The sequence below is a fragment of the Lacinutrix venerupis genome, from assembly GCF_001971745.1.
Lineage (GTDB): Bacteria > Bacteroidota > Bacteroidia > Flavobacteriales > Flavobacteriaceae > Lacinutrix > Lacinutrix venerupis.
In genome coordinates, this window is the sequence record NZ_CP019352.1 from 293,009 (window position 1) to 315,865 (window position 22,857).

The following is a 22,857-nucleotide window of genomic DNA, read 5'->3' on the forward strand; positions in this document are numbered from 1 at the left end:
TCTATATTTTATATAATTCAAATAACTCCATGTCTAAAGGTGTTTCACCTATAGGAGTGTATTCTTTTGGTAATGTTTTTTGCCAAGTAAATCCGTTGTTTAAAGCTACTTTAATACTAGATTTATTGTCTTTATAAGCTATTATTTGAAGCGTTTCAAGGCCTAAATTGTTAAATGCATGGTTTGATAAATATCCTATGGCTTTAGAGGTTAAACCTTGTCCTTCAAAATTATAATCTATACAGTAAGCAAATTCGCCTTGTTTTTTTATCCAATTTAGCTCTTTAATGTAAATAATTGCTGCGAGCTTTCTGGTTTCGGCATGTTTTAGCGTAAATAAAAATTCCTCTTTTTTATTAAACTGTTTTACTTTGGTTTCTACAAATAATTGCGATAGTGTAGGATTTAAGTTTTGCTCTAAAGTTTTTGGAAAATAACGTTTAAAACGATCTTGATTTGTAACCATAAAATCACAAATTTTCCAAGCATCACCTTCGTGAATTGGACTTATTTCGAAACCATTAAATGCTTGAATCATATTATGCGTTATCTGCTTTTATAAGTTCGTTTTCATTTCGAATACGTTCTACTGTTTGCGTAGTTGCTGCAATAACTGAAAGTGGTAAAACTATTATAATTCCAATAAAAGGGATTAATAGAAACAACATAAATACTATGCCGTTTCCTATGGCAAAGCCTCTGTTTTTTCTTACAAATGCAATACTTTCGTTGTATTTAAAATGACGCTCTAGTGTGTAATCTATATTCCCAAAACCGGCATAAAAAGCTTGAACTAAGAATATTAAAATGGTAGAAACAAAGCCAATTACAGGAATAAAACTTATTAAAATTAAAGGAATTGTAAATAGGATTTCTTTAAGTAGATTACGAACGTTAATACGAATACCTCTCCATAATTGTTCTTTAAACGATGTTATTCTATGTTCATGCTTGTGTTTGCCTGTAAGATGCGTTTCAATTTTTTCTGAAACCGGACTCATAAATGGCGCAGAAAGCGCCATTACAATATGTTTATAAAGTATAAAACCTAAAATAATTATTATTGCAGCTCCAAGAAAGCTTGAAATAGAAGTAAAGGTTTCTATCCCTTTTTCCCAAGGCCATATTTTGGCTATAAATCTCCCAATATTGTCAGACAAACTATATGCTGTAAGACCTATAATTGTTGCTGTAATAATACTAATGATAACAGGAACTAAAAAAAACTTCCAAAGTTTTAATTTTGAAATTAACGAGAAAGCTCCAGTGTATGCTTTAATACCTTTAATTATATTTTTAATCATTTTTGGTTTTAAGTTGAATAACTTAGTAGACGAAAATTTGCCTTACCTGTTACAAATTGAACAACCAAAATAAGCATTTATATGTTATGCTTTATACTCTTTTACAGCATCAATAAACGCTTTAGCATTTTCTAATGGAATGTTTGGTAAAATACCATGACCAAGGTTTACTATGTATTTATCTTTACCAAAATCATTAATCATTTGGTGTACTTGTTTTTTTATTTCTGCTGGAGGCGAAAATAAACGTGTAGGATCAAAATTACCTTGTAAAGTAATGTTTCCTCCGGTTAAATAACGTGCGTTATGTGCAGAACACGTCCAGTCTACACCTAAAGCAGATGCTCCAGATTTTGCCATTTCACCAAGTGCGAACCAACAACCTTTACCAAAAGCAATTACTGGTGTTTCGTCTTTTAAGGCATCGATAATTTGTTGTATATATTTCCAAGAGAATTCTTGATAATCTACTGGCGATAACATGCCTCCCCAAGAATCGAATACTTGTACAGCGTTAACTCCTGCTTTTACTTTTTCTTTTAAGTAAGCAATAGTTGTATCTGTTATTTTTTGAAGTAATTGGTGTGCTGCTACTGGATTTGTAAAACAAAACTCTTTTGCTTTATCAAAGTTTTTGCTGCCTTGACCTTGTACGCAATAACATAAAATTGTCCATGGTGAACCTGCAAAACCAATTAACGGAATCTCGTTGTTTAGTTTTTCTTTAGTCATTTTAATAGCATCGTAAACGTAGCTTAAGCTTTCTTTTACGTCTGGTACAATTACATTGTCAACATCTTTTTGAGTACGAACAGGATTTGGTAAATAAGGTCCAAAATTAGGTTTCATTTGTACTTCAATATTCATTGCTTGTGGTATTACTAAAATATCACAAAATAATATTGCAGCATCCATACCATATCTACGTATTGGTTGTACGGTAATTTCGCTTGCTAATTCTGGTGTTTGGCAACGTGTAAAGAAATCGTATTTAGCTTTAATTTCCATAAATTCTGGAAGATAACGACCTGCTTGACGCATCATCCAAACTGGTGGACGTTCTACTGTTTCTCCTTTTAATGCTCTTAAAAATAAATCGTTTTTAATCATACTTCTGTCATTCCTGAGAATTCAGGAATATTTTTAATGGTATTATTTCTTTTAAACCTAATTTAGGTTTTTTTGCAGAGAGTAAGGGATTCGAACCCTTGGTACCTTTGCAAGTACACTACCTTTCCAAGGTAGCACAATCGGCCACTCTGTCAACTCTCTATTAAATTCTATATATAATATTCGTTTACCAACTCAATAACACTTTCTACGGTTGGAACTTTTGCTACTCTAACGTCTTTAAAGTAAAGCTTCGCTTCTTTTGCTGTAGAGTCTCCAATACAAAAAGCAATCATGTTATCTTTTACTGTGTTTTCTTGTTTAAAACTTTTTATTGTAGATGGACTGTAAAACATTACACCTTCTACAGAATCGCTAATTTTAACACTGTCTAATTTTGTTTGGTAAGCTTCAATTTCTTTTACATTAATATTGTTTTCATTAAGTATGTTTGGTAAATCGTCTAACCTTAAATCGCTACAGAAATATGTAGCTTCTGTACCATCCATAAACTCAACTAAATATTCTGCTAATTTTTTAGCATTATTCTCACTATGTTTTACCTTACCAATTCTTTTTTCTACCATGCGTTTTGTTCTACGTCCAACACAGTAAATGTTTTTAAATTGTAATTCTATAGGAGAAAAGTTAGTAAGTAGTGCCTCAACAGCATTTTTACTTGTAATTATTACATTTTCTATTTCGTTTTTTAATAGTCTTGGAGCTATTCTGTTTAAACTTATTTTTACAAAATCACTGCTGTCTGAATTTACTTTTTCGTTAAACAACAAGCGTTGATCTTCTGTAAATGATTTTGTAGAATAAACATTTATTGGTTTGGTAGATTGTTTAATGTTATCCATTAAACGTTTTCCGCCTTTTTCTATAACATAATCTGCACACCATTGTGCCATGTCGCTATGCTGCCCTAATGGCTTAACACGTTGAACGCTTATTTTTTTAGTTCCGTTTGGGCTTAATAAAACACCTTCAAAATTAACTTCTTCGTCTTTTATGTAGCATAAAGCGCCAATAGGAGCTGTGCAACCACCTTCTAATCGGTTTAAAAATTCACGTTCTATTTGTACGCAAATTTGTGTTTCTTCATGATTAATTTCTGCTAAAATAGCTCTTGTTTCTTCATCTTCTTCAAGAGCAACAGTCATTATAGCGCCTTGTCCTGGAGCAGGAACCATCCATTCTAAATTGTCTGAATTTTCAGGACGAACATTTAAACGGCCAAGTCCAGCTGCTGCAAAAATGGCTCCATTCCAATGTTTTGTTTCTTCTAATTTCTGTAAGCGAGTTGCTACATTTCCACGAATATCTTCGATAGTATGTGTAGGGTAGCGGTTTAACCATTGTGCTTTTCGGCGTAAACTACTTGTTGCTAATACTGCATTTTTTGCACCTAAAAACTCTTCGGTACCTTTAAATACTAAAGTGTCTCGAACGTTTCCACGTTTCATAACTGCAGCTTGTACAATTCCTTTTGGTAAAACGGTTGGTACATCTTTTAAAGAATGTACAGCAATGTCTATATCTCCATTAAGCATGGCAATATCTAAAGTTCTGGTAAAAATTCCAGTAATACCAAGCTCGTATAATGGTTTGTCTAAAACAATATCACCTGTAGATTTTATTGGAACAATTACTGCTTTATGTCCTAAATGTTCTAATTGTTGTTTTACAGCGTTGGCTTGATATAGCGCTAACTCACTATCGCGAGTTCCAATTCTTATAATTTTAGACATTTTTTATAGGTTCTAACTGAAATACTTTTTGAATAAGTTCCAGGCTATCGTTTGTGGATATGGCTTCGTCTTTTAAATGATGAGCGAAGTGATTTGTTATTTTTTGAATTAACTTATTGCTAATTAATTCGGCTTGTTCTTCGTTAAAATCTGCAATTTTTTTGCGTTGTGTATCTAATTCAGATTTTTTAAAATCGTGTAGCTTTACTTTTAAAGCTTTAATTGTAGGTGCAAATTTTCTTGTTTCAAGCCAATTGTTGAATTCTAATTTTACTTCTTCAATAATACTTTCTGCTAAAGGAATGTGTTGCTTTCTGTTAGCTAAAGTTTCATCGGTAATTTGCGATAAGTCATCTAAATGTATAAGTTTAACGTTATCTAATTCTTGAACGTTATTATTTACATTTTTAGGAATTGATAAATCTAAAATTAATAAGTCTTTTTTAGACTGAATAATATGTTTATCTATTGTTGGATTTTGAGCTCCTGTTGCAACAATTAATATATCTGAAGCATTGATTTCTTCTTGAAGATTTGCATAATCTTTAACAACTAAGTTAAATTTACCGGCAACAGCTTCTGCTTTATCTTTGGTTCTATTTATTAGTGTAATTTGCTCGTTTTTAGTATGTTTTACTAAATTTTCGCAGGTGTTTCTTCCTATTTTTCCAGTTCCAAATAATAAAATGTTTTTATTTGAAACGTTTTCAACATGTTTCATTATATATTGAACCGATGCAAATGATACAGATGTTGCACCAGAAGAAATATCGGTTTCATTTTTTATACGCTTACTAGCTTGAATAACAGAGTTTACTAAACGCTCAATAAAATGATTTAATAATTTATGTTTTCTAGATATTCTTGCAGCTGTTTTTAATTGACTTATAATCTCGAAGTCGCCTAAAATCTGGCTATCTAGCCCGGATCCAACACGAAACATATGAGAAATAGCATCTTTATTTTTATAAACATATGCTACTTTTTGAAACTCTTCTACAGTTCCTTTTGTGTTTTCACAAAGTAATTGAATAAGTTGAAAAGGATGTTCTGCAAAACCAAATATTTCGGTTCTATTGCAAGTAGAAGTTACTATTAGGCTTTCAATACCATTATTTTTTGCTTGATTAAGCAAATTAATTTTAGCGTCATCACTTAAACTAAAATGACCACGAATTTCGGCATCAGCTTTTTTGTAGCTTAAGCCAATGGCGTAAAATGTAGAACCTTTTGAAATGTGATATTGCTTCATAATGTAACGACAGCAAAAATAATATCTCAATAGGTGATAAAACAACGCTAAAAGAACTAATAGTGTCGCTAGTGGTTTTTTGTCGTTGTTTTTAATGATAAATCTTGAAAAGTGCTATATTTGCTATAATTACGAGCGTTATTTGTTTTGTAGTTTAGAACAAATCTAAATAGAGTTATAATATATATGGAAAATAAAAATAGTAAAAGTATCGCTAAAGGTTTTTTTGTAGAAACACGTGCCGATGATGGTGTTTTTATTTTAACACATCAAAATGATACACAGGAAGTTAAAATAATAGAGCGTGAAATAGATAGTAGTTTTATACAGTTTCATTTTTGCTTAAAAGGAGAGAGTCTATTTTTATTTAATAATGGAAATTACACCTTAAATGTTGCAGAGGAGACTTCTCTTTTACTTTATAATCCTGAGCGTGATTTACCAATTCATTTAGAAGTAAAACCAAATTCTTGGTTGGTATCGGTTATTATTTCTATTAAAAAATTTCATGGTTTATTTTCTCAAGAAGCAGACTATATTACATTTTTAAGTAAGGATAATCGCGACAAAAAGTATTATAAAGATGGTAAAATTTCTCCATCTATGGCAATAGCGTTAAACCAATTGGTTAATTATAATTTAAATGCTTCAATTAAAAACATTTATTTTAAAGCCAAAGCTTATGAAATATTGAGCTTATATTTTAATAGAAGTGAAGATGCAGATATTGAACAGTGTCCTTTTCTTGTAGATGAAGCTAATGTTTTAAAAATTAGAAAAGCAAAAGATATTGTTATTTCTAGAATGGCAGAGCCGCCAAGTTTACAAGAGTTGGCAGACGAAATAGGTTTAACACTTAAAAAACTAAAGGAAGGCTTTAAGCAAATTTATGGTGATAGTGTTTTTAGTTTTTTGTTAGATTATAAAATGGAGGTAGCTAGAAAACTACTAGAATCTGGAACACATAATGTTAACGAGGTTGGTTTGCGTGTTGGCTATAGTACGTCGAGCCATTTTATTGCTGCTTTTAAGAAAAAATATGGAACAACGCCTAAAAAATATGTGCAGTCTGTTGGCTAGATTTATTGAGTGTTTTAAACTAATTATAAATTGAATTAATTCTTTTTCTATTTTTATATTTTACTAATTTTAGAACGTTTTCAATAACTTCTTCTTCTTTTTCATTTTCACTAATATAAGTTCCATTGTAATTAGATTGAAAATAAACTTCTGTGGCTAGTTCGTTTTCTTTTTTTGTTTCTAAAAAAGCAACGTAATACATTTTTTTAGAGTCTCCATATTCACTTTTAGAGTCGAGCTTAAAGAAATAAATTGTTCCTTTTTTTCCTTTATCTGTTTCAAAACCTTTTTGTGTTACAAAAGAAATAAAGTCTATTCCGGTTTCAATATTTACATTGCTAAATAGGTAAGATTTTGCATATTTAAGCTGCGAAATTTCTTTAGTTAAATAAGGTTTTTTTAAGCTTAGCGCATACAACTTATCGACTAACAAGGCTTGATTTTTATACTCGTCTAAAGTTTTGTTTTTAAGTTTTGCAGGAATAGGCTCTTTTGCTTTTTCTAATAATGCGTAGTATGTTGTTAAGGCTTCTGCATTTTCACTGTCTAGTAGTTTTTGGAAAAAGCTTTCTGCGGCAGATTCTTTTCTAAAAGGGAAAATTAATTTAACATAACTATATAATGCACTTTTTCTAGATTGGTAGCCGGATTTTTCGCTTAAACTGCGTTTTATTTCCATTTTACCATCATTAATAATAGTTTTTTTGTACTTTTTATAATCTTTAGTTTTTATTAAACTGCTATCTTTTAATTTGGCTAAAATATTATAAATAGGTTCTTTGTATTCTTGAATACTTGTGTATTCTAAAAGTTCTGGAAATAATTCTTTTTTAAGTTCTAGAGAGTCTTTATACGTATAAAAAAGTGACTGTACTGCGTATTTTTCTAATGGTAGATCCTTTTGCATTAAGTTTAGTACTTCTTTATAATATTTTTTATTTTTTTTGTTTAAAAGCGCTTTTAAAATGGTTGATTGAATTTTTGGATTAGAATATGAGTTAACATAAAGCGTCTTTAAAAAAGGTAAAGATTTTGCAGCGTCTAACTCTATTAATTCACTTATAAAATTAATTTTTATGTCTTCTTTATTCTCTGGAAAATCGAAATTTTTAACTAATTCAATAATAGTATTTGTATGAGATTTATTGAATTTTAATAAGTGATAAGTATCTATCACTAAGCTATCATCTTCTTTTAGTGCATTAAAAAAACGTTGGGTTTTATCTTTAAAAATAGTTTCTCCCATAATAGTATCTATGGGTTTAAACGTCTTGTAAAAATTGGTAATAAAAGCAGATGGTTTATCTATTGAATCGTTTAAAGATTTAATAGTAAATAATACGCCTTTTTTTACAATGTGTTTTACGCGTATTGCTTTTGCACTTAGAGAATCGGTTAAGGTATAACTATAAGTATATGTGTTGTTTTTTTGTGTTTTCTTTTTGTTATTTATTTGAAGTACTTTATTATCCTCATTTTTAAATTTAGGTAGTCTAGAATCTTCTATTTCTTGCCATAAACTATCAATGTTGTTATACATTTCAAGATCGTGAAACTTAGTTCTAATTACCGATATTTGTTCGTTAGCTTTAGAGTAGTAAGTAGCTTGTTTTGTGTTTTCTTCGTAATCCTTTTTGTTATTATTTTTATAACGATTATATCTAGGAATTACTGGTTTTGTATTTGTTAATACAGTAAAATACAGCGAAGTATCTGTAATAGTTTTAAAACCATTATAGTTTGTGTTTTTAAACTTAAAAGATTTAAAAAAAGCATCTGCTTTTGCTTTTTCATTTCCTGAATAACCTAAAAGATAATAACTACCATCTTTTACAATAGTTTTAAGATGAATTTTTCTGTTTGAAACCGAATCAAAAGCACCAATAGCTTCGTAGCTTTTGTAGGTTTCATTATTAAACTCGCCAAATATGTTGTTTTTGATTTTTAAATCTTTAAAAAAATTTTCTGTTATGTATTTAGCTTCAAAAGCGTCTTCTTCAATGTAATAGGTATCTTGATTTACAGCTTCTTTTATAAAATAAAAATCGTCACCCATATTGGCTTGAATTAGCTTATCTCCAGCATTATTAAGGTTGTCTTGTGTGTTAAATTTAGGCAAACGCACTTCGTATTTACCAAAAGGAGATTTAAAATTTTCTAATTTATTAGAAGGTTTTTTAAATTTTATAGATTCAAAAAGTTCTTTTTCATAATCTAAAACATAGTTTTTAGGTCCTCCAAATTTTATAACAATAATTTCTAAAGGTGTTTTATAGATATGATATTTTTGATAGTCGTTTTTCTTGGTTTTATTTAAAATACTTAAACCAGGAAAAGGAGTTGTTATTTTTTCTTTTGAAACTATATCACCAGGAATGTCTTCAAATAAAAAATTTTCTAATCGCTCTAAAGTAATTTTCTCTTCGACTGGTAAATAATCAAATATATTAAACCTGCTAACAGTTAAAAAAGCACCATTAGTCATGTCTGGAGAAATTGAAAATTTTTGACCGTTGTAAAAATATTCTTTTAAATCACTAAAACTTTTCATGGTTATAAAACCATCTGCGGTAGCATATTCTTTTAAAACAGGAGGAACTATTAAATTTTCTAATTTTTGTTTTTTTATTTGTCCGTTTTTAGTTTGTGTGCTAAGTAATGCTTTTACGATATAACCTCTATCTTGTAGCAATTTTAACATCCCGCGTTCTCCAGGTAAATGTGCAGCGCCAACACCGGCAAAAATTGATTTTTCTTGCATAACACTATCTAAAACTTTAACCATATTGTCGTTTCGAGTGTAAAGCATATTTTCTCTAAAATACTGTGTGTTTGAAGCCTCTCCAATAGAGTCTAAAAGTGCTAAATTACGTTCGCGATAAGTGTTTTCTTGTAATAAATAAGGAGGCTCTTTTTTATAAATTTCGGTTAGCCATGGATCTATTTTTTTCTTGTAAGCATTTGTGCGTGCCTTGCTGGTTAAAAACTCTGCTTCATCTAAGTCTTCAAGACTTATAATTGGCTTATTTTTCTTTTTACCTGCTTGATAAATAAACATATCGAGGTAGGTTTCTTCTTCAAAATTATCTGTATTCGAGTTTTTTCGGTACAAATAACCATTTAACATACGGTTATCTTGACGAATCGCACTTCTTATTAATAGTTCGTTTGGTTGCTTTAAACTAAATTTAGAGGAGTAAAAACCTTCTTTATAGTTGGTGTTTATATTTTGAGGAGCTAAAATAGCAGAATCATAACTGTAGTCTAACCAAGTAGAAGGATCGCTCTCAAGAGCAATAGCATCGCTTTTTGCTAATGCTTCAAAAAAAACATCGTCTAATCTAAATGCTACTTTTTTGCTAACATGCATGGTGCCGTATATATAAGATGGTTTTTGTAAACCATTACCCGATATTTCCCAAAGTAAACTTTGTTCTTGTGTTTGAGAGAAGCATACAAAACCTATAAATAGGAAAAGTGTTTTTAGCGTTTTTTGCATGTATTTAATATTAAGCGAATATAAATATATTTAATTCGTAGTAACTAACGATAAATTATAGGATTTTAACGTGTTTATAACATAAGCAACGATTTAATATATGGTTTAATATATTATTGTGTTGTATTTTTGCATAAACAATAAAAAAGATTTCTTTTTTCTTAAAAAATTATATGAAAGGAGCATTACTTGTAAATTTAGGATCACCAGATAGTCCAGAACCTAAAGATGTAAAAAAATATCTTGGCGAATTTTTAATGGACGAACGTGTAATAGATATTCCATTAGTAGCTAGAACAGCATTAGTAAAAGGAATTATTTTAAATACAAGACCAAAAGCATCTGCGGCGGCTTACAAGAAAATTTGGTGGGACGAAGGTTCTCCATTAATTGTATTGTCTGAAAGATTAAAAGACAAAGTTCAAGAAGAAACTAGTTTGCCAGTAGCTTTAGCAATGCGTTATGGAAGTATGACCATTAAAAAAGGATTACAAGAATTAGTAGATAAAGGTTGTGACGAGGTATTTTTAATTCCCTTATATCCTCAATTTGCTATGGCAACAACAGAGACTATTTTGGTTTTAGCCGAAGAATTACGCGAAGAATTTTTTCCAAATTTAAAAATAGACTCTTTACCACCATTTTATAACAATCCAGACTATATTTCTATTTTAGCAAACAGCATAAAAAACGAGTTAAAAGGTAAAGATTATGAGTATTTATTGTTTTCTTACCACGGTGTTCCAGAACGCCATATTAAAAAGAGTGATGTAACACAATCGCACTGTAAAATAGATGGGTCTTGTTGTGCAACACCAAGTAAAGCTCACGAGTTTTGTTATCGTCATCAATGTTTAGAAGTAACACGTTTGGTGGCAGAATATTTAGAACTAAAACCAGATACATATTCAACATCATTTCAATCGCGTTTAGGATTCGATCCATGGTTACAACCATACACAGACAGAACTATTGAGCGTTTAGGAAAAAAAGGAATAAAAACAATGGCGATTGCAACACCAGCATTTGTAAGTGATTGTTTAGAAACTTTAGAGGAAATTGCTATGGAAGGCGAAGAAATTTTTCATGAAATGGGTGGTAAAGAATTTACAACAATTCCATGCTTAAATACTAATAAAGATTGGGTAACCTTTTTAGCAAATAAAATAAATAATTGGTCTAAAAATGGTGTTGAAGCATAATTAATGGAAGATTACTATAATTACATAAAAGCGCTACATCTTATTTTTATAATAACATGGTTTGCTGGATTGTTTTATATTCCAAGATTATTTGTTTATCAAATAGAAGCTTCCCATAAACCATCTCCAGAAAAGGAAATTTTAGGTAAGCAATTAGCATTAATGGCAAAGCGATTATGGACTATTATTACATGGCCATCAGCTATTTTAGCTTTTTGTTTTGGGCTAACTTTATTTTATTTAAATCCATATTTAATATATCAAGATTGGATGCAAGTAAAACTAGGTTTTGTAGTTTTACTAATTATATACCATTTACAAACACATGTTTTTTTTAAGCAATTACAAAAAGGTATAGTAAAAAAAACATCTAATTTTATGCGTTTGTGGAATGAAGGAGCCACATTTATTTTATTTGCAGTAATTTTTTTGGTGCTTTTAAAAAGTGCTTTTAATTGGATTTTTGGAGTAATAGGTATTTTTATTTTAGGCATTTTGTTAATGCTAGGTTTTAAATTATATAAGTCTATTCGAAAAAAAAATCCTGAAGCCTAGTAAACAAAAAATAGTATTGCTTTTCAAATTTATATACAACAACTTTGGTTTGATTATTGTTATATTTATTGAAATTTAATTTTATGAGGTTTTCATTCTTTCTAGCAGTAATATCTTTTACATTTAGTGGTATAAATGCTCAAAATATAAGCTTGCCTTCAAATTTTAAGCAAGGAAAATGTTATGAGCGTTGTTTCTATTATGATAAGCCTGTGGAATGGAAAGAAGTAGAATGTAACAAATCTGAAAAAAATAAATTACCAGGAACTAATGTTTTTACTGTAAAGAAAACGGGTAAAGAACAAGAAAAATTTATTTCGTACCAAAAACAACTTATAAACCTGGGTTACAATCTAGATGCAAACGGCTATTTAGATGAAAAAACAATAAAAGCACACCATAAATACCTGAAATATCAAGCCAAACAAGCTAAAAAGGCTAAACGTAGAAACAGAAAAAACATATGAAATTAAAAAAACTGTCTTTACGAACTAGAATTTTTATAGCAATGATTTTGCTGGTATTGTTATCTTCTATTTTAATAGCAGTAGTTGTAATATATCAATATAACGAAGAAACTCAAGACTATCACAGAGAACGTTTAATTAGAAAAGAAAAAGCTATTATAACAAGCTTAGACTATGTAATAAAACAAACCTCTTTTGAAGTTATAACGGAAAAAGTACCTGTAATATTTAAATCTAAAATATACGAGGTTGCCGAGGTACATAATATTCAAATTAATCTTTACGATTTAGAAGGTTCTTTATTAATATCTTCTAAAAGTGATTTAAAACCAGAACAAACAACTAAATGTATTAATGCAGAAGTATTAAATAGGTTGTTAAATACAGCAGAGCATCGTGTAGTAGTAAAAAGAGAAGACGAAGATGCTACATACAGATCTTCTTATAACTATATAACAGACGCTAAATTTAAACCTTTAGCAATTTTAAACTTACCTTATTTAGAAAAAGACGATTTTCTTGCTAAAGAGCTAAACGAATTTTTAAGACGTTTAGCCTACACTTTTATTTTAGTAATGTTGGCTGCTATCTCATTGGCGTTTTTCTTATCAAAATATATAACAAAATCACTTAAAACTATAAGTGAAAAAATGAGAGCTACAAAGCTAGAAAAACGAAACTCTAAAATAGATGTAACAGATAATAGCGAAGAAATTTCTGCACTAGTAAACTCTTATAATAATATGATTGATGAGTTAGAAGAAAGTGCTGTGCAATTAGCAACTAGCGAGCGAGAGCAAGCATGGAGGGAAATGGCAAAGCAAGTGGCGCACGAGATAAAAAATCCATTAACACCAATGCGATTAACAGTACAAAGCTTTCAACGAAAATTCGATCCAAACGATGAAAATATTCATCAAAAAGTAGATGAATACTCTAAAACTTTAATTCAGCAAATAGACACAATGAGTTCTATTGCAGGCGCTTTTTCTAATTTTGCAAAAATGCCGGCACAAAAAAACGAAACACTTAATGTTGTTGAAATAGTAGATTTAACACTCGATATTTTCAATGAAAACTACATTACATTTCAATCTGATAAAAAAGAAATTATAGCTAAGTTTGATAGAACCCAATTAATAAGAGTGGTTACAAACCTAATTAAAAATGGTATTCAAGCAATTCCTGAAGATAGGCAGCCTCAAATAATTGTTAACGTTTCCGATGATAATGAAAATATAAAAATAACAGTATCAGATAATGGAATTGGCGTTTCCGAAGAAAATAAATTAAAAATTTTCGAACCTAAATTTACCACAAAGTCTAGTGGAATGGGATTAGGTTTAGGAATGGTTAAAAATATTGTGGAAACTTATAATGGAACTATTACTTTTGTATCTATTAAGGATCAAGGCACAACATTTACCGTAATTTTTCCTAAAAAATAAACCTTTAGTTAAATAAGAGTTTTAAAACTCACAAAATATTAAGTATCAGTTATAAAGCTGAGTAATTAAAAGAAATAAACATATTTATTATGAATTACGAAAACATTATATCAACATCTCAAAACGCTATTACTACAATTACAATTAATAGACCTTCAAAATTAAACGCACTAAATAAGGCGACAATTGAAGAACTTCATGATGCGTTTAAAACTGCAAATAACGATGCTTCTGTAAAAGTGATAATAATTACGGGAGTTGGAGAAAAGGCTTTTGTAGCTGGAGCAGATATAAGTGAATTTGCAAATTTTAACGTAGAAAATGGAGGAAAATTAGCGGCAAAAGGTCAAGAGTTGTTATTCGATTTTGTACAAAATTTAAGCACACCGGTTATTGCAGCTGTAAATGGTTTTGCACTTGGAGGTGGATTAGAATTGGCAATGGCAGCACATTTTAGAATAGCAAGTGATAATGCAAAAATGGGTTTACCAGAAGTTTCTTTAGGTGTAATACCTGGTTATGGAGGAACACAACGTTTGCCACAATTAATTGGTAAGGGTCGTGCTATGGAAATGATAATGACAGCAGGTATGATTGATGCTAATACAGCTAAGGATTATGGTTTAGTAAACCATGTTGTATCTCAAGAAGAATTAATACCTCTAGCCGAAAAAATAGCAAGTAAAATTATGAGAAATTCTTCTGTAGCCATTAGTAAAGCTATAACTGCTGTAAATGCTAATTATGTAGATGGTATAAATGGTTATAAAACAGAAATAGAACAATTTGGAAATTGTTTTGGAACCGAAGATTTTAAAGAAGGAACTACAGCGTTCTTAGAAAAACGTAAGGCAGAATTTCCTGGGAAATAATATTTAAAACTCTTGAATTGAGTTTTATTAAAACAAAGAAAGCTTCAATTTAATTGAAGCTTTCTTTTGTTAGCGTGTATACTAAATTCTGTAATTATATATTTAACTATAATAGTTAAAAGAGCTTATTACAGATACTATGTTTTTCTTGATTGCTTTTTTCATTTTATATTTAAATTTAAAGTGCAAATTTATATAACATAGTAAGATTTATTAGATTATATATTTGCTTATTTATATAGTATATTAACACAATGCGATATTTAAAACAACATAAAGGTTAATATTTTGTATAATTATGTTAATTTAGTGTAGTTGTAGAAGTTGTTAATAATACACAGTTACTTTAACAATTTTGCTTTAAAAAAATAGCTAATTTTAGGTAACTACAATAATAGTAATCACCTTTAATTTTTAGCATTATGAACTCCAAGTCTATTATAAAAGGACGAGGTGCACAACTCAATGTACACAATCGTTTTTTTGAATTAAGCCATGAGCAGCGTGACGATTTTTTAGAATTTTGCCATAAAGAAGGTGAAGAACCAGATAAAAATAAAACACTTTATCTTCCTGTTTTTCCCAAAACAATAGTTAATAAAGTTAAAAGTCCCGATGTTGGTATGGCATATTCTATGAATATGTATCAAGGTTGCGAACACGGATGCATTTATTGCTATGCCCGAAATAGTCATGAGTTTTGGGGATACAGTGCTGGTTTAGATTTCGAACGTCGTATTCTAGTAAAAAAAGATGCCTCTAAACTTTTAGAAGCATTGCTTAAAAAGAAATCTTGGAAGGCGCAAACAATTGTTATGTCTGGTAACACAGATTGTTATCAACCAGCAGAAAAAGACTATAAAATAACAAGGCAATGTTTAGAAGTATTTTTAAAGTATAAGCATCCTGTAGCTATTATTACAAAAAACGCATTAATACTTCGAGATCTAGATATTTTAAAAGCATTGGCAAAAGACAATTTAATTTCGGTTAATATTTCTATTACTTCTTTATGCGAAAAAACAAGGCGTATTTTAGAACCAAGAACCGCAACTTCTAAAAAAAGGTTGGAAACAGTTAAAATATTAAGTGAAAATGGTATTCCTGTAAATGTTATGCTAGCACCTATTATTCCATCTATTAATAGTCATGAAATTTTACCTTTGGCAAAAGCTGTTTCCGAAGTTGGAGCATTAAACATAGCACACACAATTGTAAGATTAAATGGAGCTATAGGAGAAATTTTTACAGATTGGATAAGAAAAACACTTCCAGATAGAGCAGAAAAAGTTTTACATCAAATTGAAAACTGTCATGGAGGTAGTTTAAATAACAGTCGTTATGGTACACGTATGCATGGTGAAGGAAATATTGCTAAACAAATTAACGACTTAGTAAAACTTGCCAAATTAAAGTATTTTAAAAATAAAGCTATGCCTCATCTCAATACTACATTATACAAGGAATTTAAAGATGGGCAACTAAGTTTATTTAAATAAAAAAGTGAGCTTTTTAAAGCTCACTTTTTACTAACTAACTAAATGGTCTTAAACTCTCTCTTATCTTAGAGCCTAAAGGTTAATATTGTTTGTAAAGACTCTGTTTTGTGTTTTAGTAACAAATACATAGTCTCCTTTTTTTGTAGCATCTAATGTGTATGCTTTTTGGATATTTACTTTATCTTTAATATTCTCTTCGTGAATTAGCTCGGTTGTTGAACCGTTTTTGTAATATATAACAAACTCAATAGGAGAAGCGTTTAAAGAAAGAGAAGATACAAATAGAGTATTGTTTTTTAAAGTTACAAAAGGCTTAAAAATTTGCGTTTTATCTTCTTTATTAAAAGTAACTAGGTTGTTTTTAACTTTAAAAGGAATAACCTCTATTACAATATCTTTATTAAGTTCAAAGTAATAATCTCCATTAGGTAAAGCTGTTAAATCGAATCCTTTTTTATATTCTCCAGATTTTGAAATTGCTTCTTTATAAAGTATAACTTGATTATTATCTTTAATTAATAATTGTTGACCTTCTTTTACATTGTTTAATGTTAAAACTGTTTTTTTAACGTTGTCATCTTCATTTAATGGAGATACGTTACTTGCGTAATTCACCATTGTTACCAATACAGCAACAAATAATAAACTTTTTTTAATTGCTTTTTTCATAATGTTATTTATTTATAATTAACACTACAAAGGTATGTGTAATGGGTAGTTTAGAAAACGTCTATTTTTGCTAATATATATGTTATATTAACACTTTTAAAGTCTTAAATGAGTGTTAAGGTTAAAATAAGATAAATAAAAGGTAATTTTGTATATATTTTTAAAAACAGAAGTATTAATTTTACATTAATTTTAAAACATACATTCATTTGAATAACAAACCCATTTTAGAAAAAATTTCTCCTGGATTTGGAAACTCTATTTTAGCAGTAAATAAATTAAAAAAGAGAAAAAGAGACCAGGCTTTTTGGCATTTTCATCCAGAAATAGAACTAGTTTATGTAAATAAAGGTAAAGGTAGAAGACATATTGGTAATCATATGTCTTACTTTAATAATAGTCAACTTTTATTAATAGGTTCATATTTACCACATAACGGATTTGAAAATAGGCTAACGGCTAAAGGTAAAGAAACCTTAATACAGTTTCATCCAGAATTTTTAGGTAAAGATTTTTTTAGCCTTCCACAAATGGCAAGTATTTCTTTATTATTAGAACGCGCAAAAAAAGGAGTGCTTTTTCAACCAGAAACAAAGAAAAAGGTAGGCGATAAAATAACAAAACTTCCTAAATATGAAGGATTTAAACGTGTTATAAAGTTGTTGGATATCCTTAATATTTTAGCAGAAGCAGAAGATTATACATTATTAAATGCAGACGGCTACGCTTTTGAAACCCACTTACAAGACAATGCAAAAATAGATATTGTTTATAAATACGTATATAGTAATTTTAAAGAACATATTAGTTTAGATACTATTGCTGAACAAGTGAGTATGACGGTGCCAGCTTTTTGTCGTTATTTTAAAAAGGCAACAGGTAAAACATTTACAAAATTGGTAAACGAATATAGAGTTGTACATGCCACAAAACTATTAGTAGAAACACAAATGAGTATTACAGATGTATGTTTTGAATGTGGTTTTAATAACTTTTCTCACTTTAATAAGTTGTTTAAAGAAATTACTGGAAAAAATGCATCTAAATATAGAGGTGAAATGAAGCAGATTATACAATAGTCTTATTAGGTTTCAATTATTCTTTTTTTATACGGAATGTACTTAATAAAACAATTCCTAAAAGCAACAATGCAAAGCATAAGCTTTTATAGTCTATAAAATTTTGTGAAAAGCCATTAAACATAAAGTTGGTAAAAACGGCTATAATTAAAACCACGTATAAAATTAATCTTGGTTTGGTAGTCTTCACTTTTATTTAATTTATTAACGCTCTCCATTACACTCTCCGTAAAACTGGTCTAAAAAACCTACCATATAATTATGGCGTTGTTTGGCAATTTTTTTGGCTGTTTTGGTGTTCATAGTGTCTTTTAAAAGTAATAGTTTCTCATGAAAATGATTAATAGTTGGCGCCGTTGATGCTTTATATTCTGCTTTAGTCATATTAAGATTTGGCTTAATATCTGGATTATAAAGCGCTCTATTTTTAAAACCACCATAATTAAAAGTACGTGCAATACCAATTGCTCCAATTGCGTCTAGGCGATCTGCATCTTGTACCACTTGTAATTCTATAGAGTTGAAAGTGTTTTTTTTGCCAATATTAGAACTAAAAGAGATGTTTTCAATAATAGCAACAACGTGTTCTATTATTGCAGAATCTACATTTAGTTTAAAAAGAAACTCTCTTGCTTTTTTAGACCCAACAGTATCGTCTCCATTATGAAACTTGCTGTCTGCAATATCATGAAGTAGTGCGCCTAATGCAATTACTAAAGCGTTGGCATTTTCTGTTTTTGCAATAAGCAAACTATTGTTGTAAACTCTTAAAGTATGAAACCAATCGTGTCCACCTTCGGCGCCAACAAATTCTTTTTTTACAAACGCCTTGGTAGCTTCAATTATATCTTGATTAAACATATTATAGTTTTGCTGGTTCAACCCATTTAAATTGATAAGAGTTTTCTGGAATTTTCATACGTTCTGCTAAGCGTATCATTCTAGAAGGTAGTTTCATTAAATAGTCACGAGCTTTTTCGGCTTCATCTGTAAGGCCTGTGATTTTATCAATTTCCCAACGTTTAATTAATTTTTGTAGAATTTCTATATAATCCATAGATGTATAAACACCAATACGTTGTGCTGTATTAGAGAATTCTTCAAAAATAGTACTAATTTTTCCTCCAGATTCTCTTAAAAAATGAGCAGGCATAGTAATTTTTTGTTTCATCATGTATTGAAATGCTAACATCATTTGGCTTGGATCTACAGCAAAAATACGCTCTACAAATTCACTATAAGCATGGTGATGTCTCATTTCGTCTCCAGAAATAATTTTACACATTTTAGCTAATTGTTTATTGCCTTTTTGCTTTGCTAATTTTGCAACACGATTGTGAGATACGTATGTTGCTAATTCTTGAAAACTAGTATAAACAAAGTTTTTATAAGGATCTTGAGCTGTGCCAATATCAAATCCATCTGCAATAAGATGCTGTGTAGTTTGCTCTATTTCTTTCATGTTTACACGTCCAGAAAGGTATAGGTATTTGTTTAAAACATCTCCATGACGGTTTTCTTCGGCCGTCCAATGTCTTACCCATTTTGCCCATCCATTTCTACCTACTTGATTTACACCTTCAACATCCATTAGCCAAGATTCGTAGGTTGGTAACGCTTCTTCGGTAATCATATCTCCAACTAAAACTACCCAAAAATCATAAGACAATTCCTTAGAGAGTTCTCTTATTTCTTTTACTTCTTCAAAGAAATTTGGGCCTTCAGAGTTTGGTAAAAAGTCCGATGGTTGCCATATGGTTTCAACAGGAATTAAATATTTTTCTATAAGTGATTCTATGTCTTTTTCCAGAAAATTCATCACTTCTAATCTTACATTTTTTATTGACATAACTTTATAGTATTACACTGTTCTTAATTGTATTTTCAATATGATTGAGTAATAACTCTTGAGTTTCAAAATCACTAGGTTTAACAGGTTTATGCGCTGTAAAGGTTAAATGATTTCCAATTCCCATTGGAAATTTACCATAACGTAAGTTTTTCCACGAGTTGTTAATAGTAACAGGAACTATAATAGCACTTGGTACATATTTTATTAATGTTGCTAAACCTTTTGTGTGAAAAGCTTTAGGTTTGCCGTCACGACTTCTAGTGCCTTCAGGAAAAATAACTGCTGCACGGTTTGTAGTTTCTATGTAATCTGCAAATTTTCTAATAGCTGCAATGGCTTGTCTAGGATTTTTACGGTCTATTAAGGCAGAACCTCCATGTCGTAAATTATAAGAAACACTAGGTAGACCTTTGCCTAACTCTTTCTTACTTACAAACTTTACATGATGCTTTCTAAAATACCACATTAATGGTGGAATGTCTGCCATACTTTGATGGTTGGAAACTATTATTACAGGTTGAGAATTATCTAGCTTATAAGGATTAATAAATTGATGCGTAGAACCTAAGAGGTTAATACAACGCATTAAAAAAAACTGTAAAATATCTACACTTTTTTTATGTGCAGTGTAACCAAAAACATTAAAGCAAAACCATTGTATTGGGTGAAAAACTAGTAGAGTTAGCCCAAAAAATAGGAAATAAATACATGTTAAAGGGTATGCTAGAATTTTTCTCATGATGTAGTAATAAATCTATCTTTCAAAAATAAAAAAACCACGTTTAAAAAACGTGGTTTTTAAATAATACTTAGTACTAAATACTATTAATAAGCTGTTATAAAAACTTAATGTTTTCTAACAATGTTCGTTATAAGCATCCATTAAATTTTCTGCAATTAATTCTGCAGGTCTACCTTCAATGTGATGACGTTCTAGCATATGTACCAATTCTCCATTTTTAAATAAAGCCATACTTGGCGAACTTGGAGGAAAAGGTACCATATGTGTTCTTGCTTGGTTTACTGCTTCTTTATCTACACCTGCAAATACAGTAACAATATTGGTAGGTTTTTTATCGTTATTTAAACTCATTTTTGCACCTGGACGTGCATTTGCTGCTGCACAACCACAAACCGAGTTTACCACCACTAAAGTAGTTCCTTCTCTTTTTATAGCTTCGTCAACAGACTCTGCTGTGTGTAATGCTTCAAAACCTGCGTTTGTTAAATCTTCGCTCATAGGTTTTACCATTTCTGCTGGATACATATCTTCTATTTTTTAATATTATTATATCTACTTATGCAAAGTTAATCAAAAACCATGCAATAATTAATATGGCATTGCTTTATATCTTTTATGGTGCCATAAGTTCAGACTATTACTATTCTCTTTTTAGCAAAAACTTAAAAAAGTTAGATTATGCTATTTAAACGTGAAAATTCTTAATATACATACCAAATAATAGTCGTAACAAAACAAGAGTATTGACAACTAACAAAGTATTATATTTACAATCTTAAAATACAATGGTAAAATAATGAGTGGATTAAAATGGATTGGCGCCACATTAGGTTGGTCTTTTGGAGGACCAATAGGAGCAATAATTGGATTAGCATTAGGCAGTATTGGTGATGCCTTTGCTTCTGGAAATGGAGGTTTTTTATTAGGAGATAGTGATACCCAGCAAACAAGAGGTAGACAAAGACGCCCAAATTATAGAACGCAGCAACAAAGAAGAGCACAAACTACTTCTGGAGATTTTGAGGTAAGCTTACTAATTTTGGCAACCGTAGTTATAAAGGCAGATGGTAAACAAGATCAACGTGAGTTGGATTATGTACGTTCTCAGTTTGTTAGTATGTATGGTAAGGATAGGGCTAATAAAGCGTTTTCATTATTTAAAAAAGTAAGTCAGCAAACCATACCACTACGTCAAGTTTGTATGCAAATACAACAAATGATGGATCATGCCTCTCGCTTACAACTTATGCATTTCTTATTTAATATTGCTAAAGCAGATGGTATGGTAACCGAAGATGAAGAGCGCCAAATTTATACTATTGCAGGTTATTTAGGGATTAGTTCAGGAGATTATAATAGTATAAAAGCAATGTTTTATAATAGCAGTAATAATGCTTATAAAATTCTAGAAATCACAAAATCTGCTACTAACGACGAGATAAAAAAAGCCTATAGAAAAATGGCTAAAAAATACCATCCAGATAAAGTAGAGCACTTAGGAGAGGAACATAAAAAAGGAGCCGAAGACAAATTTAAACAAGTACAAAAAGCTTACGAACAGCTGCAAAAAGAGCGTGGATTTTAAAACTTAGTTAGCAGTTAACCTACTTACTTCCAAAAGCCAATAACTGATTGTAAATAACAGTTCTAGACTGTTCGTTTATGTTCTTAGCATCTTCTTTAGTTAAGCCTTCAGTCTTTATAAATTTGTGAATTTTCACTCTCATTTTTCCTGGACTTCCGCTAAAAAAAGTATAAGAAAAACGTTCTTTATTATCTCCAAAAGTAATAGGTACAATAGGTATTTGGTGGTTAATGGCTAAACGGAAAGCACCATCTTTAAAATCTGTTAAAAGAATATGTTCTTCTGGCACTAAACCTTCAGGAAAAATACAAACACTTAAACCTTGCTTTAAGCGTTTTTGTGCTCTTAAAAAAACGGCTTGTCTACTTTTAGGGCTATTTCTATCTACTAAAATACAAGTACGCTTGTAAAAAAAGCCAAATAAAGGAATTTTTGCTAATTCTGCTTTACCAACAAATACAAATGGATTTTTTACAGTAACCAGCATTAGCATAATATCTGCCATAGAGGTATGGTTAGCTATAAACATATAACTCTTGTCTTTTTCAGGATATTGCTCTTTAATAGTTTTAGTTTTAAAACCCATACCTATTAATATAAAGCGAGCCCAAATACGAGCCAACTTAAAAAAGAATGGATACCAAGATTCTTTTAGAATAGAAAGAATAAGTAATGGAAACATAATTATAATTGGTAATGCAACCAATATGTAAAACCAAATACGATATAAAAACCAAAAAATGTATTTAAATACAATCATAGCCACCAAAAATACATAATTGTTTTGAGCTATTTTAAACGAAAAAAAATACCTTTGTTTTTTCAGAATAGAATTACGTCGAATTTTAAATAATTCGCATTAAAAATTTAAGATTTAGCAGAAAGTAC

At 29.9% G+C, this 22,857-nt stretch carries 21 protein-coding genes and 1 tRNA gene; 9 read left to right on the forward strand and 13 right to left on the reverse strand.

The window, feature by feature from the left end; all coding sequences use genetic code 11:
- Position 1: 1 nt before the first annotated feature.
- The 6 genes from BWR22_RS01320 to hemA all read right to left on the reverse strand — a co-directional run bounded on the left by BWR22_RS01320 (position 2) and on the right by hemA (position 5,420).
- On the reverse strand, positions 2–538 hold the full coding sequence (locus BWR22_RS01320; RefSeq protein ID WP_076731646.1) for a GNAT family N-acetyltransferase: 537 nt from the start codon (positions 536–538) through the stop codon (positions 2–4).
- Between the two features lies 1 nt (position 539).
- Positions 540–1,304, reverse strand: a complete 765-nt coding sequence (locus tag BWR22_RS01325; RefSeq protein ID WP_076731647.1) for an EI24 domain-containing protein — start codon at positions 1,302–1,304, stop codon at positions 540–542.
- 84 nt (positions 1,305–1,388) lie between these two features.
- Entirely contained in the window at positions 1,389–2,414 is a 1,026-nt protein-coding gene (hemE, locus tag BWR22_RS01330) for a uroporphyrinogen decarboxylase (protein ID WP_076731648.1), read from the reverse strand.
- Between the two features lie 75 nt (positions 2,415–2,489).
- Positions 2,490–2,576 (reverse strand) — tRNA-Ser (locus BWR22_RS14320).
- Between the two features lie 8 nt (positions 2,577–2,584).
- A complete protein-coding gene (hemC, locus tag BWR22_RS01335) occupies positions 2,585–4,168 on the reverse strand; it encodes a hydroxymethylbilane synthase (RefSeq protein WP_076731649.1) in 1,584 nt (527 codons plus the stop codon).
- Entirely contained in the window at positions 4,161–5,420 is a 1,260-nt protein-coding gene (gene hemA / locus BWR22_RS01340) for a glutamyl-tRNA reductase (RefSeq protein WP_076731650.1), read from the reverse strand. The genes hemC and hemA overlap by 8 nt, the downstream gene beginning before the upstream one ends.
- A 186-nt stretch (positions 5,421–5,606) precedes the next feature.
- On the opposite strand from hemA, the gene BWR22_RS01345 reads away from it, so the two are divergent.
- On the forward strand, positions 5,607–6,500 hold the full coding sequence (locus tag BWR22_RS01345; RefSeq protein ID WP_076731651.1) for a helix-turn-helix transcriptional regulator: 894 nt from the start codon (positions 5,607–5,609) through the stop codon (positions 6,498–6,500).
- A gap of 19 nt (positions 6,501–6,519) precedes the next feature.
- Here BWR22_RS01345 and BWR22_RS01350 read toward each other — a convergent pair whose 3' ends face one another.
- On the reverse strand, positions 6,520–9,999 hold the full coding sequence (locus BWR22_RS01350; RefSeq protein ID WP_076731652.1) for a TraB/GumN family protein: 3,480 nt from the start codon (positions 9,997–9,999) through the stop codon (positions 6,520–6,522).
- A 173-nt stretch (positions 10,000–10,172) separates the two neighbouring features.
- Between BWR22_RS01350 and hemH the strand changes: the two genes are divergently transcribed.
- From hemH to BWR22_RS01380, 6 genes are all read left to right on the forward strand, one after another.
- The gene (gene hemH, locus BWR22_RS01355) at positions 10,173–11,201 is read left to right on the forward strand and encodes a ferrochelatase (RefSeq protein WP_076731653.1); all 1,029 of its coding nucleotides are present in this window, start codon (positions 10,173–10,175) and stop codon (positions 11,199–11,201) included.
- A gap of 3 nt (positions 11,202–11,204) precedes the next feature.
- Positions 11,205–11,756, forward strand: coding sequence for a CopD family protein (locus BWR22_RS01360; protein ID WP_076731654.1), 552 nt, complete (start codon positions 11,205–11,207; stop codon positions 11,754–11,756).
- Positions 11,757–11,839: 83 nt separating this feature from the next.
- Entirely contained in the window at positions 11,840–12,223 is a 384-nt protein-coding gene (locus tag BWR22_RS01365) for a hypothetical protein (protein WP_076731655.1), read from the forward strand.
- On the forward strand, positions 12,220–13,671 hold the full coding sequence (locus BWR22_RS01370; RefSeq protein WP_076731656.1) for a sensor histidine kinase: 1,452 nt from the start codon (positions 12,220–12,222) through the stop codon (positions 13,669–13,671). Before BWR22_RS01365 ends, BWR22_RS01370 begins: the two co-directional genes overlap by 4 nt.
- A gap of 89 nt (positions 13,672–13,760) precedes the next feature.
- Positions 13,761–14,543, forward strand: a complete 783-nt coding sequence (locus BWR22_RS01375) for an enoyl-CoA hydratase/isomerase family protein (RefSeq protein ID WP_076731657.1) — start codon at positions 13,761–13,763, stop codon at positions 14,541–14,543.
- Positions 14,544–14,965: 422 nt separating this feature from the next.
- On the forward strand, positions 14,966–16,042 hold the full coding sequence (locus BWR22_RS01380; RefSeq protein ID WP_076731658.1) for a PA0069 family radical SAM protein: 1,077 nt from the start codon (positions 14,966–14,968) through the stop codon (positions 16,040–16,042).
- 72 nt (positions 16,043–16,114) lie between these two features.
- Here BWR22_RS01380 and BWR22_RS01385 read toward each other — a convergent pair whose 3' ends face one another.
- The gene (locus tag BWR22_RS01385) at positions 16,115–16,711 is read right to left on the reverse strand and encodes a hypothetical protein (protein ID WP_076731659.1); all 597 of its coding nucleotides are present in this window, start codon (positions 16,709–16,711) and stop codon (positions 16,115–16,117) included.
- Positions 16,712–16,920: 209 nt separating this feature from the next.
- Here BWR22_RS01385 and BWR22_RS01390 point away from each other — a divergent pair, with 209 nt between their 5' ends.
- Positions 16,921–17,790: an AraC family transcriptional regulator gene (locus BWR22_RS01390; RefSeq protein WP_076731660.1), complete on the forward strand. Its 870-nt coding sequence runs from the start codon at positions 16,921–16,923 to the stop codon at positions 17,788–17,790.
- Positions 17,791–17,994: 204 nt separating this feature from the next.
- Here the strand turns inward: BWR22_RS01390 and BWR22_RS01395 are convergent, their stop codons facing one another.
- From BWR22_RS01395 to BWR22_RS01410, 4 genes are all read right to left on the reverse strand, one after another.
- On the reverse strand, positions 17,995–18,651 hold the full coding sequence (locus BWR22_RS01395; protein ID WP_076731661.1) for an HD domain-containing protein: 657 nt from the start codon (positions 18,649–18,651) through the stop codon (positions 17,995–17,997).
- Between the two features lies 1 nt (position 18,652).
- Positions 18,653–19,639, reverse strand: a complete 987-nt coding sequence (locus tag BWR22_RS01400) for an acyl-ACP desaturase (RefSeq protein WP_076731662.1) — start codon at positions 19,637–19,639, stop codon at positions 18,653–18,655.
- Positions 19,640–19,643: 4 nt separating this feature from the next.
- A complete protein-coding gene (locus BWR22_RS01405) occupies positions 19,644–20,381 on the reverse strand; it encodes a lysophospholipid acyltransferase family protein (RefSeq protein ID WP_076731663.1) in 738 nt (245 codons plus the stop codon).
- Positions 20,382–20,498: 117 nt separating this feature from the next.
- A complete protein-coding gene (locus BWR22_RS01410) occupies positions 20,499–20,909 on the reverse strand; it encodes a BrxA/BrxB family bacilliredoxin (protein WP_076731664.1) in 411 nt (136 codons plus the stop codon).
- A gap of 271 nt (positions 20,910–21,180) precedes the next feature.
- Here BWR22_RS01410 and BWR22_RS01415 point away from each other — a divergent pair, with 271 nt between their 5' ends.
- Positions 21,181–21,969: a TerB family tellurite resistance protein gene (locus BWR22_RS01415; protein ID WP_198033383.1), complete on the forward strand. Its 789-nt coding sequence runs from the start codon at positions 21,181–21,183 to the stop codon at positions 21,967–21,969.
- A 19-nt stretch (positions 21,970–21,988) separates the two neighbouring features.
- Here the strand turns inward: BWR22_RS01415 and BWR22_RS01420 are convergent, their stop codons facing one another.
- Positions 21,989–22,729, reverse strand: coding sequence for a lysophospholipid acyltransferase family protein (locus BWR22_RS01420; protein WP_076731666.1), 741 nt, complete (start codon positions 22,727–22,729; stop codon positions 21,989–21,991).
- Between the last annotated feature and the right edge of the window lie 128 nt (positions 22,730–22,857).

What these genes read in the sequence shown, in the direction of transcription:
- BWR22_RS01320 (WP_076731646.1), bottom strand. Translation starts at nt 538, where the DNA reads ATGATTCAAGCATTTAATGGTTTCGAAATAAGTCCAATTCACGAAGGT.
- BWR22_RS01325 (WP_076731647.1), bottom strand. Translation starts at nt 1,304, where the DNA reads ATGATTAAAAATATAATTAAAGGTATTAAAGCATACACTGGAGCTTTC.
- hemE (WP_076731648.1), bottom strand. Translation starts at nt 2,414, where the DNA reads ATGATTAAAAACGATTTATTTTTAAGAGCATTAAAAGGAGAAACAGTA.
- hemC (WP_076731649.1), bottom strand. Translation starts at nt 4,168, where the DNA reads ATGTCTAAAATTATAAGAATTGGAACTCGCGATAGTGAGTTAGCGCTA.
- hemA (WP_076731650.1), bottom strand. Translation starts at nt 5,420, where the DNA reads ATGAAGCAATATCACATTTCAAAAGGTTCTACATTTTACGCCATTGGC.
- BWR22_RS01345 (WP_076731651.1), top strand. Translation starts at nt 5,607, where the DNA reads ATGGAAAATAAAAATAGTAAAAGTATCGCTAAAGGTTTTTTTGTAGAA.
- BWR22_RS01350 (WP_076731652.1), bottom strand. Translation starts at nt 9,999, where the DNA reads ATGCAAAAAACGCTAAAAACACTTTTCCTATTTATAGGTTTTGTATGC.
- hemH (WP_076731653.1), top strand. Translation starts at nt 10,173, where the DNA reads ATGAAAGGAGCATTACTTGTAAATTTAGGATCACCAGATAGTCCAGAA.
- BWR22_RS01360 (WP_076731654.1), top strand. Translation starts at nt 11,205, where the DNA reads ATGGAAGATTACTATAATTACATAAAAGCGCTACATCTTATTTTTATA.
- BWR22_RS01365 (WP_076731655.1), top strand. Translation starts at nt 11,840, where the DNA reads ATGAGGTTTTCATTCTTTCTAGCAGTAATATCTTTTACATTTAGTGGT.
- BWR22_RS01370 (WP_076731656.1), top strand. Translation starts at nt 12,220, where the DNA reads ATGAAATTAAAAAAACTGTCTTTACGAACTAGAATTTTTATAGCAATG.
- BWR22_RS01375 (WP_076731657.1), top strand. Translation starts at nt 13,761, where the DNA reads ATGAATTACGAAAACATTATATCAACATCTCAAAACGCTATTACTACA.
- BWR22_RS01380 (WP_076731658.1), top strand. Translation starts at nt 14,966, where the DNA reads ATGAACTCCAAGTCTATTATAAAAGGACGAGGTGCACAACTCAATGTA.
- BWR22_RS01385 (WP_076731659.1), bottom strand. Translation starts at nt 16,711, where the DNA reads ATGAAAAAAGCAATTAAAAAAAGTTTATTATTTGTTGCTGTATTGGTA.
- BWR22_RS01395 (WP_076731661.1), bottom strand. Translation starts at nt 18,651, where the DNA reads ATGTTTAATCAAGATATAATTGAAGCTACCAAGGCGTTTGTAAAAAAA.
- BWR22_RS01400 (WP_076731662.1), bottom strand. Translation starts at nt 19,639, where the DNA reads ATGTCAATAAAAAATGTAAGATTAGAAGTGATGAATTTTCTGGAAAAA.
- BWR22_RS01405 (WP_076731663.1), bottom strand. Translation starts at nt 20,381, where the DNA reads ATGAGAAAAATTCTAGCATACCCTTTAACATGTATTTATTTCCTATTT.
- BWR22_RS01410 (WP_076731664.1), bottom strand. Translation starts at nt 20,909, where the DNA reads ATGTATCCAGCAGAAATGGTAAAACCTATGAGCGAAGATTTAACAAAC.
- BWR22_RS01415 (WP_198033383.1), top strand. Translation starts at nt 21,181, where the DNA reads ATGAGTGGATTAAAATGGATTGGCGCCACATTAGGTTGGTCTTTTGGA.
- BWR22_RS01420 (WP_076731666.1), bottom strand. Translation starts at nt 22,729, where the DNA reads ATGATTGTATTTAAATACATTTTTTGGTTTTTATATCGTATTTGGTTT.